12 protein-coding genes are annotated in these 13,468 nt (G+C 60.9%); 9 read left to right on the plus strand and 3 right to left on the minus strand.

Annotated features, from left to right (window positions below; genetic code table 11):
- Window positions 1-17 precede the first annotated feature (17 nt).
- Both CAPI_RS06880 and CAPI_RS06885 read left to right on the plus strand, forming a co-directional pair.
- On the plus strand, window positions 18-944 hold the full coding sequence (locus CAPI_RS06880; RefSeq protein WP_018017910.1) for an ATP-grasp domain-containing protein: 927 nt from the start codon (window positions 18-20) through the stop codon (window positions 942-944).
- A gap of 66 nt (window positions 945-1,010) precedes the next feature.
- Window positions 1,011-1,148: a hypothetical protein gene (locus tag CAPI_RS06885; RefSeq protein ID WP_018017911.1), complete on the plus strand. Its 138-nt coding sequence runs from the start codon at window positions 1,011-1,013 to the stop codon at window positions 1,146-1,148.
- On the opposite strand, the gene ligD is transcribed toward CAPI_RS06885, so the two are convergent.
- Entirely contained in the window at window positions 1,145-3,385 is a 2,241-nt protein-coding gene (gene ligD / locus CAPI_RS06890) for a non-homologous end-joining DNA ligase (RefSeq protein ID WP_018017912.1), read from the minus strand. The genes CAPI_RS06885 and ligD overlap by 4 nt on opposite strands.
- A 34-nt stretch (window positions 3,386-3,419) precedes the next feature.
- On the opposite strand from ligD, the gene ku reads away from it, so the two are divergent.
- Window positions 3,420-4,223, plus strand: coding sequence for a non-homologous end joining protein Ku (gene ku / locus CAPI_RS06895; RefSeq protein ID WP_018017913.1), 804 nt, complete (start codon window positions 3,420-3,422; stop codon window positions 4,221-4,223).
- A 28-nt stretch (window positions 4,224-4,251) separates the two neighbouring features.
- Window positions 4,252-5,532 carry a hypothetical protein gene (locus tag CAPI_RS06900; protein WP_156806902.1) on the plus strand — a complete coding sequence of 427 codons (1,281 nt, stop codon included), beginning with the start codon at window positions 4,252-4,254 and terminating at the stop codon, window positions 5,530-5,532.
- Here CAPI_RS06900 and CAPI_RS06905 read toward each other — a convergent pair whose 3' ends face one another.
- Window positions 5,533-6,609: an alcohol dehydrogenase catalytic domain-containing protein gene (locus CAPI_RS06905; RefSeq protein ID WP_018017916.1), complete on the minus strand. Its 1,077-nt coding sequence runs from the start codon at window positions 6,607-6,609 to the stop codon at window positions 5,533-5,535.
- A 702-nt stretch (window positions 6,610-7,311) separates the two neighbouring features.
- Here CAPI_RS06905 and CAPI_RS06910 point away from each other — a divergent pair.
- The 4 genes from CAPI_RS06910 to CAPI_RS06925 all read left to right on the plus strand — a co-directional run bounded on the left by CAPI_RS06910 (window position 7,312) and on the right by CAPI_RS06925 (window position 10,727).
- Window positions 7,312-7,638 carry an FUSC family protein gene (locus tag CAPI_RS06910; protein ID WP_245531653.1) on the plus strand — a complete coding sequence of 109 codons (327 nt, stop codon included), beginning with the start codon at window positions 7,312-7,314 and terminating at the stop codon, window positions 7,636-7,638.
- A 53-nt stretch (window positions 7,639-7,691) separates the two neighbouring features.
- A complete protein-coding gene (locus CAPI_RS06915) occupies window positions 7,692-9,014 on the plus strand; it encodes a hypothetical protein (protein WP_018017918.1) in 1,323 nt (440 codons plus the stop codon).
- Window positions 9,015-9,317: 303 nt separating this feature from the next.
- The gene (gene arfB / locus CAPI_RS06920) at window positions 9,318-9,761 is read left to right on the plus strand and encodes an alternative ribosome rescue aminoacyl-tRNA hydrolase ArfB (protein ID WP_026157182.1); all 444 of its coding nucleotides are present in this window, start codon (window positions 9,318-9,320) and stop codon (window positions 9,759-9,761) included.
- A gap of 150 nt (window positions 9,762-9,911) precedes the next feature.
- Window positions 9,912-10,727 (plus strand): hypothetical protein, encoded by an 816-nt coding sequence (locus CAPI_RS06925; protein WP_156806904.1) that lies wholly within the window; start codon window positions 9,912-9,914, stop codon window positions 10,725-10,727.
- Between the two features lie 204 nt (window positions 10,728-10,931).
- On the opposite strand, the gene ychF is transcribed toward CAPI_RS06925, so the two are convergent.
- The gene (gene ychF, locus CAPI_RS06930; RefSeq protein WP_018017921.1) at window positions 10,932-12,017 is read right to left on the minus strand and encodes a redox-regulated ATPase YchF; all 1,086 of its coding nucleotides are present in this window, start codon (window positions 12,015-12,017) and stop codon (window positions 10,932-10,934) included.
- Window positions 12,018-12,101: 84 nt separating this feature from the next.
- Here ychF and CAPI_RS06935 point away from each other — a divergent pair, with 84 nt between their 5' ends.
- Complete coding sequence (locus CAPI_RS06935; protein WP_018017922.1) at window positions 12,102-13,457, plus strand: AI-2E family transporter; 1,356 nt, start codon at window positions 12,102-12,104, stop codon at window positions 13,455-13,457.
- Window positions 13,458-13,468: the final 11 nt, after the last annotated feature.

Genomic DNA, 13,468 nt, shown 5'->3' on the forward strand with positions numbered 1-13,468 from the left:
AATGCTAGATTCTTTATATGTTAGAGATTCTAGTCTTGGCCGACGCCACTGACGACGAAGATCACGCGGTCCTTTTCCCGGCACTTCGGGAACGCGGCGTCTCTGTGTATCGGGTGCACCCCAACGAGCTCACCATCACGATCGATGACTCCGGTTTCACCTTCTCAGCCGGTGGCCGCACGCTTTCCCCGAGCCTCGTTCTTGGCTGGGTTCTCGACGACCTCCTCATCCCTGGCATGGCGCTCCTTGACGTTTTCGAGCGCGCGGGCATTCCCGTTATCAACGGCGCACTCACCCTCTTCCGCGCCCAAAACAAGCTAACGGATAGCGCCCAGCTCGCGGCCAGCGGCGTGCTCAATTACCCAGTGACCGCCGGGACCGATCAACGGGAGCTCGAGCGGTGGATGCGGCAGCGGGCCGTCGTCAAGCCGCTGTCAGGCTACGGCGGGAGGGGCCTCAAGCTTATCGACGCCGCCGCGGACCTGCCGGAAGGTGAGTCTTTCTACGCTGTACCGTGGATCGACAACCCGGGACGCGACATCCGCGTCTACACCGTCAACCACCATCCCGTTTTTGCAATGTACCGCTACGCTCCCCCAGGCAAATGGATTACAAACGTGCTTGCCGGCGGCGGGATTGCAATGTGCCCACTTACCCCTGAGGTCGAGGACCTCGCCCGGCGCGCGTCGCAGGCCGCGGGCACGCTCATCGGTGGGATCGACATCGGAGAAAACACGAAGACCGGTGAGCTGGTCGTCTACGAGACCAACTCCTGCCCCTCCCTCGAGCCCGCATTCATGGAAGAGGTCGCCGACTTCCTCGTCTCCGCCGCCCGCGATCTTCCCGGCACCTTGGCAACGTGGAAGCCGAAAACTGTGTACCGGGAGCTCAACGACGACGAAACGCTCTTCCACGAAAGCAAGCGCGGGAAGCTCGTTCGCTAAGCGATCCCCATCGGGGTCGTGCCGCTGAGCGTAAGGTGGGGCGGGAATGAAAGGAAGGACACAGATATGCACAACGACCCCGCAAAACCCGGATACAGCTCTAAGGAAAGCGACAACGTCCCCGTCGACAACGACGAGGACCAGCTCGCCCAGGACGCGGGCTCACTGCCCGGACTCGGCGAGGAAGTCAAAGAGGACTCTTAAACTTCCCAGCGCACTTCCGCGGGAGTTTTATCCTCGCGCCAGCCCCGCCACGACGCTTGGCGCACGCTACCGCCCTCGGTTCGCCCCGCCAGCTGAACCTCCGCGACGAATTGTGGGCTGACCCACCAGGCGTCGGAGGCGACGGACGCGGGGACGTCGACAGGCGGGGTCTGCCTTTCGGCGGCCCGCAACTTCTTCTCCACGTCCTCCAGCTGTCGCGCGCTAAAGCCCGTGCCTACGCGCCCCGCGTAGCGGAGTGTTCCCTCCTCGTCGGGTACGGCGACCAGCAGGGACGCGATACCGCGCTTGCCCTCCCGCGCGCCAACGACAACAACTTCCTGGTGCAGCGCGTTCTTCAGCTTCAGCCAGGCGGTGCTGCGCTCGCCGTGCTCATAGGTGGCGTCCACGCGTTTGGCCACGACTCCCTCGAGCTTGAGTGCAAGGCTCGCCTCCTGGGCCTTGGCCAGGGAGCCTCGGTACGACGGGGGGACGACCACGTGCTCGGTCTCCTTCAGCGCCTCCAGCACGCGGCGCCGCTCGGCGTAGGGGGAGTCGATAAGCGATTTCTCACCGATTTCGAGCACGTCGAAAACCATGAAACGCAGGGGCGCGGGCGAGTCGGACCGCAGTAGTGAAAAGTTGGGGCGGCCCTCGCCGTCTAAGGCGACGAGCTCGCCGTCGAGGACGCCGCCGTCGGGAAGCACGCTGCGCAACTCGTCGATGTGCGGAAACATCGCCGTGTAGTCTTTGCCGCCCCGGCTACTCAGGGTGACACCCCCGCGGGTAACCCGCGCGATCATGCGGTAGCCATCCCATTTCATCTCGAAGGCGAACGTCGCGCCTTCTCGCTGCGCCGCGACAACGTCGGCGGGTGTCGCGGCGGTGGCAAGCATCGGAGCGAAAACAGGCTGTTTGTGCATGTATTTCAGCAGCCAGTTCTTCTCTTCGGTGTGCACCAAGGCGTAGCGGCGCGGCACCCCGCCGAGCCCGCCGTCGGGTTGGCCGGTCAGCACCGCGATGACTTCCTCGCCCTCCCTCCACTTTTCGACGTCCACCGTGCCCGAATCCCAGATGCTCACCTCGCCGCCGCCGTACTGCCCCTTCGGGATCGACCCTTCGAACGTCGCGTACTCGATCGGGTGGTCCTCGGTTTGCACCGCGAGGCGGTTGAGCTGGGGGTCCAGCGGCGGTCCTTTTGGCACGGCCCACGACACCAACACCCCGGCGTGTTCTACACGAAAGTCCCAGTGCAATCGGCGCGCGTGGTGCTCTTGGATGACAAAGATGGCCCGCCCGCTGCGGGGGGCCGGCGCGGCGGAGGGGACGGGCTCATCGGTTTTTGTGGAATCGCGCATGGACCGGTAGGTGGCAAGCCTGTCGGTACCGAACTCGGCCAAGGGGTCGTTGCCGTCTGCGAGGCGCTCCAGCACCTCCGCGAGCTCGAGGTGTCGGATGTCGGGGTCGGCGATTTCATCCCACGTCCGAGGCACCGCCACCGTCGGGCGTGCGCGGCCGCGGAGGGAGTACGGGCTGACTGTCGTCTTGGCGGCCTTATTTTGGCTCCAGTCCAAAAAGACCTTCCCCTCGCGTTGTGTTTTCTTCATCACGGACGTGACTCGATCCGGGTGCTCCTGCTCTAGGGCTCGTGCGAGGTGCCGGGCGACCTGCGTCACGGCGTCGGAATCAGTAGACCCGTCAAGCGAGGCGTACAGATGGATGCCTTTTGACCCGGACGTCACCGGAACTGATGCCAGCCCCATCCCGTCGAGGATCTCCCTGCACCACCCGGCGACCTCGGCGGCCCCCGCCAGCGTGACACCGGGGCCGGGGTCGAGGTCGAGGACGAGGCGGTCCGGGTTACTGGGGCTGCCGTCGGAGGTGAAGCGCCACTGCGGGGTGTGGAGCTCGAGAGCTGCCACCTGGGCGAACCAGGCGAGGGTGGCGGGGCCGTCGATGAGCGGGTAGTGCTTGACGCCGTTGGAGTGCTTGATGGGTCCCACGGTGACCCACTCGGGAGCTGACTCCTCGAGGTCTTTGCGGAAGAAACTCTCCCCCTCTACCCCGTCTGGCCACCGCTTGCGCGTCACCGGTCGGCGGGCGACGTGCGGCATCATCACGTCCGCGACGCTGAGGTAGTAATGCATCACCTCGGCTTTGGTGGTTCCCGTCGCGGGGTAGAGCACCTTGTCCAGATTGCTCACGGAAAGCGAGTGGCCATCGACCTCGAAATGCGGCATCGGCGATGTCTCCTTTCTGGATAGACTTCATCCTATGCGAGCGATCTGGAGCGGGGCCATCACTTTCGGTCTAGTCAACGTCCCTGTCAAGGCCTATGGGGCAACGGAGGATCACGACATCTCCTTCCACCAAGTGCACGATAAGGATGGCGGTCGGATCCACTACGAGAGGCGCTGCGAGGTGTGCGGGGAAAAAGTCGACTACAAGCACATCGACAAGGCGTACGAAGAAGACGGCGATACCGTTGTGCTGACCCAATCGGATTTCGAGGCGCTTCCCGAGTCCGACAACAACGAGATCGAGGTCGTGCAGTTCGTTCCCTCGGATCAGATCGACCCGATCATGTTGGAGAAGTCCTATTACCTCGAGCCGGAGGGCAAAACTCCGAAGTCCTACCTGCTGTTGCGTGAGACCCTGAAGAAGACCGACCGCACCGCCGTGGTTCGCTTCGCGCTACGTCAGAAAACACGCCTCGGTGTGCTGCGCGTCAGTGGCAAGCTGTTGATTCTCCAGGGTTTGATCTGGGCCGATGAGTTGCGTTCCGTTGACTTCCCCGGTACGAAGTCGCGCGCGAAGGTAGCCGATAAACAATTGGAGCTCTCCGCTCAGCTCGTTGAATCTTATGCCTCCGACTTCACCCCGAAAGAATTCGAGGACGACTATCAAATTGAGCTTCGCAAGCTTGTCGACGCCAAACTCGCAGAAGGCGACAAGCTTGACACGAAGGCAACATTCGGCGAGACCGACGAGGGGGACGATGACGCGGATGTCGTCGACTTAATGGAGGCCCTCAAAGCGTCGCTCGAGCAGAGAAAGAAGGGCAAAACCAGCGCTTAGGCCTTTTCAGACCGCTACATTTAGTGGCATGATACAGGCACCACCTATCGAGACCCCGATCTACTGGCAGCGGAGGACATCCAAGAGCGGGCTGTTCTCGGCGGTGTTCGCTCCGAAAGCCCCCACCAAAGTCGTTCCCGATGAGAGCTGCGTCATCCGGTTGGGCAAGCAGTCGACGGGTACGCTGACGGTCGCTACACGCGCCAGCCTCCCGGGCTTAGACACTTTCACTCGCAAATGGGTGACCACAAGGAAAGAAGCCGTGAGAAGGACTGTCGCAGCCCTCGTCTGCCTTAGCGGTCTGGCGCTCGCCTCCTGTGGCAGTGAAGACTCCACGCCGGTTTCCACCATCACGATGACCACGACCGTTTCCCCGTCCGAGGACGCTCCGGCTGCTGCACCCGCGGCTAGTACTAGCGGGGATCTGGCCAGCGCATACGCGGCGGTGTTGGATACCCCCGGCGACTGGGCTCCCTCTCAAGACGCCTACTTCGAACCGGATGGCACTTACTCCTACGCCATCGTGGAGGCCACAGGGGATTCCATTCCTGACATGGTTGTTCGGGTCAATTCAAAGGAATTCAGCCACGTTTATTTGGCGACGTCGACAGACGGACGCACCGCCATAAGAACCGTGTCTTACCTCATTGATGGTGCGAGGTCTGCCGGTGGTGGCCGCGCCAAGGTCTCAGCAGCAATCTCCGGCAAAGGGCTCTGGGAAACCAGCGGCCAGTCTATTGAGGAAACGCATACCTCGAAACGGTTCGTACTTTCAGGCGAAAAGCTCGTTCCAGACGGAACAGAAATTGAGGTTGCCAACACGTACCAAGCGCCAACCCCCGCAGATCACGCGACAATCGCATGGCGGGATTCGACCGACCGCTCGGGGCTCGATGACCTCAACGCTGGATCGGTGTCCGCCCCCACCCCGTCGCCTGAATCTCAGGAGATGGGAAACACTTATGCCGGAACCGTGAAGGCCCTCAGCACCAATGAGGCCGCGGGAGGGCGCCCCGCACCCAACGGCGAAGCTGCAACGAATGTCTACTACGTACTCGAACTCGACGCACCGACGACCGTCTGGGCGAAGAGCGCAAGCAATCAGGGGCGCCCGGCGCCTCGGGAAGGCGCCCAACTCGCTTTGGGAGAAGTCTCCAAATATAGAGATGACTCAGCGCAGTGGGATAAATACGTGGGTAGGCGGGTGATAATAACAGTCGACCCAGAGAAGATGTGGTGGCCCTCCGACCCAAGCTTGCCACTAGGTATGGCCCGGGCTCACTCGCCACTTTCGATTTCCGGCGGGTAGTTAGCGCTCGGGTGCGACGAGGATCTTCATCGCGGTCCCCGCGCGGTCCAACAGCGCCGCGAAGCCCTTCTCCACGATGTCGGCGGGTGCAATCTTCGCCGACACGTAGGGCGCGAGGTCGATGGCGCCGGAGCGAACCTTCTCAATGGACTCGTCGTAGTCCTCCCGGGTGTAACCGTAGGAGCCCTGGACGCGAATCTCGGTGAGATGCAGCTGCGACAAAACATCAAACTCGAGTGGTTTGGAGGGAATGGCCACCAGCTGCAGGGTACCGCCTGGGTGTAGCGTCGCGGCAAGTGGGCGAATCACCGGCAACGCGCCAGCGCAGTCGAATGCGACATCGGCGAACCTGCCCTGGCTGATCTCGCGCACCTTCTCTTCGAGGTCTTCCTCCATCGGGTTGAGACCGATCTCCGCCACGCCGGTATCCAGCGCCATTTTTAGGCGGGCCGCGTTAGGCTCGCTGATTATTACCCGAGCGCCGCGGGCGGTGACCACGGCCGAGACAAAAACCCCGATAGGACCCGCACCTGCAATAACGACTATGTCACCCTTCTTGACGCCGGCCAGCCGGACAGCGTGGGTAGCCACAGACAGCGGCTCGATCATCGCGGCGTGCTCGAGGGGCATATTCCCGACTGGCACCGCCACATGGGCGGGCACGTTGACCGCGGCGCTGAGCCCCCCGCCCGCACCAGAAAGGCCGAGCCCCCATACCTTGCGGCAGATGTTGGACTTGCCCGCCGCGCAGGCAACACACTCCCCGCACGAAACACCTGCCATGACGGCAACGCGGTCTCCCTCGCTCAATTCCTTAACACCGTCACCGACGGCGGTGACGGTGCCGGAGAACTCATGCCCCAGGGTGAACGGCAGCTCAGCTCCTGTCACGGGGTGAGGCTTGCCCTCCGCAGGGGTAATTGGGAACTGTGGCCCGTCCTGATAGAGATGGAGGTCGCTGCCGCAAATCCCGGCCCACCCGATGTCCAGGGTGACCCAACCTGGTTCCGGTGCGCCGGGTTCCTCCACGTCATCGATACGCAAATCTTCGGGTCCGTACAGCCTGACTGCCTTCATGTCTCGTTCCTTCCAGCACGATTGGTGGCATTTCAACAACTTTTATCTTAGAACTGCATCCCATGGCGCGCTCGCAATTTGCACGGTGGCCATTGAGGACCGCGAGCAGCCGCTGATTCACGAAGCCGTTGATTGACCGCGCAACGTCAAGGTTTCGTGCAAACCCCCGACTCTCGACGCCACCTCGTTCGTCCGCCAGGTGCCCCACCTCACGGGAGCGCGTCCCAGTTCGTTACCGGGGACGATTCCGCCGCCGACGATCTTCCGGCCCCCGGTAGCGGCATGGTCGGCTCGTTATCGCAACTACAGCCAACATCGTCCGCGCGAAAGCTAGACGTTGAACTTGAACTCCACGACGTGTCGTTGGTAAATAACCATTCCGCGAAAGACAGTAGGTAAATCCAGAGAAGTACCGCAGGATGCGGCCATGGCACTATCGCTCCCGGAACATCTAGCAACTCGGGAAACAGCAGGACACAGGAAGATGCGCGTTACTTGTAGGTACTTTTCATGTAGTAGGGCTGCTGGAGAGATTCACGCAAGAAGGTTCCGACGACGGTACAGCGAGAGCACGGTGGGGTGTCTGCTGCGCGGTTTCGTAAAAAACACAAAAATACGAAACCGTATCGTTTCAGGTAACGGCAGGTATTTACAGGGTGTTTCGTAATCACGAAAACGAAAAGAACACAGTACTACCGCGCCATCGAGCGCGTCCTGGGCACCCTCACCGGCATCGCGGTGGCAGGCTTCCTGCTGTCCCACCCGATGCAGGGATGGCAGATCGTCGTGTGGATTGTGATTCTGCAGTCCGTCACCGAGATGTACGTGGCCCACAACTACACCATCACCGTCAGCTTCATCACCCCGACCGCCCTGCTGATGGTGCAGACGGTCGAGGCCTCCCCCCCCATCTGGCCGATGCTGCTCGCCCGCACCGCGAAGACCGTCATCGGCGCGTTCGCGGCGCTCGCCGTCATCGCGGTCGGCTGCGTGCACAAGTATCTAGAGGTCGTGCTGCCGCGGCGGTAGGCGCAAGTGCTTTGCGACGAATTTGCAACCCGCCAGGACTACAATTTCTGATTATGGAGACTTCAAGCAAGGACCTAGCTTTCCTCGCAGATGAAGAGGGTCTGCTGATCCTTAGCGAGGAAGATCGTTTCCCCGCCACTTCCGCACCCGCATTTTCGCCTGCGTCACCGCAAGTGCTTTTCCGCGCTAACAATGTGTTGAGCACGATTTCCAACCGGCAGTTCAAATCCGGCAAGTATTACAAGGCAACGGACGAAACTGCGAAGCTACTCCAGCATCGCACGTCGTCTGGACCGGTTCCTGGAGTCCTACGCCGAAGCGATCTTGGGCTCGCCGACAATCCAAGTCGATTCTTCAAACACACCTCGTTTCAAGAGGTGAAGTTTTCGCCCGCCATGGCTTCGACCGCCGCTGGCATCGCAGCTCAGGCCGCAATTGAGGCAGCAATTGCTGAAATCAAGGAGTATCTAGAGGTCATCGATGAGAAGCTCGATACTCTCCTCCGGCAGCGGAAGGTTGATGCACTGGCACAGCTTGGGGGTATCCAGTACACGATTGAAGAAGCGGACGAACTTTACCGACGCAGCAGTAGCGTCTCTGCAACTACTTGGTCGAAGGTCGACCACCTCGGATCAGCGCTCAACGGCATCGAGTCTTACGCCATCGAACAACTCGATGATGCCGTTGATCAGCTCCGGAAACAGAAGAACAACTCCAAGAAACTTGAAACTTTCTTAGCTGGGCTGAAAGGCGATCTGCCGCTTTGGCTGGGTGTGGCCGCTCGGAGCATCTACCTCCACGATCGGATGTATATCCTGGAGATCGCCCACGTGAATGAGTTTGAGCCTCGCCAGCTGGATTCTCACCGTGAGGGAATCCACGACGCGCGCAAGGATCGATTGGAATCGACCACCCGACGTCTGCTCGAGATGGATACAGCCATCCGTGAGACAGCCAAGTTGAGCAATCAGGTCTGGGTGACAAACCCGATTCGTGCTCGCCATATCACCGCGAACGCGAACGAAATTCACGACATTATTAGTGCGTTTGCGCAGCATTTGCGGATGAGCGTGGAGGACGCAGAGCGTCTCCAGGTCCAAGGATGGCGTCAATCTGTGGTGTCGCTAGCGGACGACACCATCGATGCCGCGAACCGCGCCCGCCAATCGGCGGTGGGTCAAGCGCAAAAAGCCACCGAGAAAATTCGCGACATGAACGACGACCGGCTGCTTGCAAAGGCCGCAGAAATCGAAGCGCGACGGGAGCGGGGGGAGCAAAAAGCGCTCGAGTCGACCGGCGACGAAGATCAATCTGCGACAGAAACCCGCACAACGCGACGCGGTTTACGTTTCCGTCGAGACGAGAAGAAAGCATAGAGGTTTTCTCCACGAGATAGGTGGCAGTTATATTCCTGAGAATCCGTTTGAGCAGCGAGGAAGCATCACTCGTAACGAAGCTTGCGCGTGCTGAGGGCGTAACTGTTTCCGAGCTTTGCTCGATCCGCCATCGCGGAAAGAATCGAAGATCTGCAGGAACTTCGCTCAGCCGTCGAGATTGACTCCGGTAGGAAGTTCACGATGGATGAGATTTACCGGGAGGTCGGTCGCTGAGACTTACGTTGCAACTGGGCTGCGGTCTGGGTTGGTTGACGCAGGACGCAAGAACGTAGTATGGGCGGCATGCAGGACTTGACCATCGCGCCCGGCCCGGGGATCCCCGGCGGCCTCGTCGTCGCCGCGGCGGACCTGTCGGAGCGGTTCGCGAAGGCATCGGGCCCGGGCGGCCAGGGCGTCAACACCACCGACAGTAAGGTGCAGCTCTCCATCGACATCGCGGAATGCGCATCGCTTTCCGACACTCAACGCCGCCGCGCCCTCCACAACCTCGAACACCGCCTGGACGGCACGGTGCTCACCGTGAGCGCATCGACGCAGCGGTCGCAGGTCCGCAACCGTGCCGAGGCGCGGGAACGCATGGCCATATTGTTGCGCGAGGAGCTCGCCCCACCGCCTCCCCCGCGGCGGAAAACGAAGCCGACGCGCGGCTCGGTGCGACGCCGTCTCGAAGCGAAGAAGCGGCGCTCGGAGTTGAAGTCGACGAGGCGTAAGCCCCAGCTGCCGTAGATCGGGTCGACGCTGCCCCGCCTATGCAGTCATAGAACGAGCCGATGCGACCACCATCCCCATAACCGATGATCGGGTAACGAAACCTACTATCCCACACATCTATGTGCGAAGATGAAGCGGAGATTCGCTCCGAGATTTAGGTTAATCATGGGATTTTTCGCACGACTTTTTGGCAACAAACAAACTTCCGAGAAACCGGCCAAACACAGCGTCCGAGGAAACGCCAGGTTAGCGCCATGGCCACAGAAACCGTTGGAAAAAACTCTCGAGCTACCCGACGAGTCCGGTTTCACTCTTTACGTCTACGATGATTCCGCCTTCTCTTCAGCAAAATATGGAGACGACATCCAGGTCGAGTTCTTCGCTGGGGAAGCCTATTTGAAAAGTAAGAAGTCCGGCTCAGAAATCGATACTCGAGAATCGGACGCTGTCTGCCTACTCCATCGAGGCCACCCCGTAGGAGTCATCTTCTTCGGCAAAGAGGATGCCAAATTCGCCTACACCAATGGGATCCGGCTCCTCGCAAACGCGACCGTCGGGGAAAAGCTCCCCGAACACGGCAATATACGCGGTCTCACGATCCACTTACCCGATTCTTGGACCAAGACCCGCCGACTCATTGAAAACTATGAGCTGAACAAAAGGATCCCTGGCACCGCTCAAACGATTTTTTTTAACGAATGGGACGAAGACGACCACGAGCAACTCCGCGATAGAGCGAAATGGGTGTTCGAAGACGCGAATTTAGAATATTTACCTGTCCCGAAAGGCTCTTCGGCTAAACCACACATCATCGCTACCTCGACAGATGGGCGGAAGATTTTCCGCCTCACAGCCCGCAATTCGGCGTATCGAGAGGTTGCCTCAGCCATGGAATCATCCAGCAACTATGTGATTTTGGCGGAACGTCACGGAAGTTACGAGGGTTTGGTCGGGTACCGCATTCAGCTAGCCCATTGGTGAAGCAGAGAAGCCCAAAAACCCGTAGTTCCTATGAAAACGATAAATGGCCAACCTGTGAGCGAGGCGCAAATTGACAGGTGGGTTACCGAAGCCGAAAACGGTTACGACGTGGAGACGCTGCGCCGACGAGGCCTTAAAGAACGCAATCTAAAATGGAGGTCCGACGGAGCGCGACCAAGCACGGCATCGAGCCCCGACGCGTAACTACACGTTGAATTTGAACTCGACCACGTCGCCGTCCGCCATCACGTAGTCCTTCCCCTCTTGGCGGACTTTGCCGTGGGCGCGCGCTGCGGCCATGCTGTCCAGCTCGTCGAGGTCGTCGAACGCGACGATCTCCGCCTTGATAAACCCCTTCTCGAAGTCCGAATGGATCACCCCGGCCGCCTTCGGGGCGGTGTCACCCCTGCGGATGGTCCACGCGCGGGACTCCTTTGGGCCCGCGGTGAGGTAGGTCTGCAGCCCCAGGGTCTCGAACCCAGCCTTAGCAAGCGTCTGCAGACCCGGCTCATCTTGTCCGACGGCGGCGAGCAATTCGGCGGCATCCTCCTCATCCAGCTCGAGCAACTCGGTCTCGCTTTGCGCGTCGAGGAACACGGCCTCGGCCGGGGCAACGAGAGCGCGCAACTCGTCCTTCTTGGCGTCGTCGGTCAATACAGCCTCGTCCGAGTTGAAGACGTAGAGGAAAGGCTTCGCGGTCATGAGGTGGAGCTCGCGGAGGAGGCTGAGGTCGACCTCCCCGGCCGCGGCGGCAGCGAAAAGCGTACGGTCGTCTTCGAGAACGGCCTGCGCTTTCTTCGCCTCAGCGGCGGTTGCGGCGGCGTCCTTATCCTTGCGGCCTTCTTTTTCTAACCGTGGCAGCGCCTTTTCAATCGTCTGCAGGTCCGCGAGGATGAGCTCTGTGTTGATCACCGAAATATCGGAATCAGGGTCGACGCGGCCATCGACGTGGATGACATTGTCATCCGAAAACGCCCGAACCACCTGGCAAATCGCGTCAGCCTCACGAATGTTTGCCAGGAAGGCATTGCCCATTCCCTCACCCTCGGAAGCACCCTTCACGATTCCCGCGATGTCCACGAAAGACACCGTAGCGGGGAGGATGCGCTCGGAGTGGAAGATCTCGGCTAGCCGGTTCAGGCGCGGATCCGGCAACTCCACCAAGCCAACGTTCGGTTCGATCGTGGCGAAAGGGTAGTTCGCAGCAAGGACCTCGTTGCGAGTCAGTGCATTGAAGAGGGTGGACTTGCCCACGTTGGGTAGGCCGACAATTCCAAGGGTAAGGCTCACAGCCGACAACACTATCGCACGGCTGAGCGTGTGGGGGACGAGGGTGCGTCGCAAAGCAATTGCCTTTGGGGCAAAATTAAGCAGGTGAATACCAACGACGCCCCGGTGGATCAGGTCGACCGCGGAATTGTCCTGAACAGCTGGGTGAAGTCCGCTGCGTGGTTGGCGGTGCGGATTCTCGTCATCGCGGTGTTCCTGTACGCGCTCGCCCGGGTGGTCGGTGCGTTCTGGACGGGTCTGCTGCCGGTCGTCCTCGCCCTCATTGTGTGCACAGTACTCGCGCCGATCGCCTCAGCTTTACGACGTCTCAGGGTGCCGTCAGCCCTCGCCGCCCTCGTCTCATTGCTAGCGTTTTTTGGGCTTTTGGGAACGCTGGCCCTCATGATCGCCCCGGACGTCATCGCCCATTCCCGGGTGCTCTACCTCCAATCACTCGAGGGCATCCAGCGCCTCCAGCTGTGGCTCCAGGCCCCGCCGCTCAACGTCGACCCCGATGAGCTCAACGATGCTCTCAACAACATTGCGCTGTGGCTACGCAACCAGGCGGGTGCGATTGCGGGCGGGGTTTTCGCCGGAATCGGCACGGCTGCCGGGTTGGTGATGACGCTGCTGGTCGTGCTCGTGCTGACGTTTTTCTTCCTCAAAGACGGGCACCGTTTCCTGCCGTGGCTTCGCTCCGCAACCGGGGGGCGCAGCGGGCTCCACGCAACGGAGTTGTTGACCCGCGCCTGGAACACCCTCTCCGGGTTCATTCGCGCCCAGGCGGTTGTTTCGCTCGTCGACGCCTTCTTTATCGGCATCGGCATTTGGCTGACCGGCGTTCCCATGGCCTTCACCCTGGCGGTACTCACGTTCATCGCCGGGTTTATCCCCATCGTCGGTGCTGTCGCCGCCGGCGCCATGGCGGTGCTGGTCGCGCTCGTTTCGATCGGGGTGACAAAAGCCCTCATCGTCCTCGCCATCGTCATCGCCGTCCAGCAGCTAGAGGGCAACGTCCTCTCCCCCATGCTGCAATCGCGGGCGATGGACCTTCATCCAGTTATCGTGCTTGTCTCGGTCACCGCCGGTGGGGCACTATTCGGACTTGTTGGGGCGTTCCTCGCCGTCCCCGTCGCCGCCTCCATAGCGGTGACCTACCGCTATGTGCTGGATATGGTGACGCTCCACTCCGGGGAGAAGAAAGCCGAGCAGCTCACGTTTGCCACGCCCGAGGGACGGGCGATCGCGATGTTGGAAGAGCGCGAGTCGGTTTTCGAGCGCCAAGCCCTGCGCGAGGGCCGCGAATGGGCCACTCCTGCGATCCCCGCCGACGACGAGCCTTCGGAGCGGGGCGGGAGCAGCAGCTGGGCGCTCTTGAAATCTCGCGGCCAGAGCTGGAAATTCGCCCGCCACCCCAAGATCGCCTCTGTGTTCGAAAAGGTGCGGCGCCCGGGTAAGTAGTGTCCTCCCCG

It is taken from the genome of Corynebacterium capitovis DSM 44611 (genome assembly GCF_030440535.1).
GTDB lineage: Bacteria > Actinomycetota > Actinomycetes > Mycobacteriales > Mycobacteriaceae > Corynebacterium > Corynebacterium capitovis.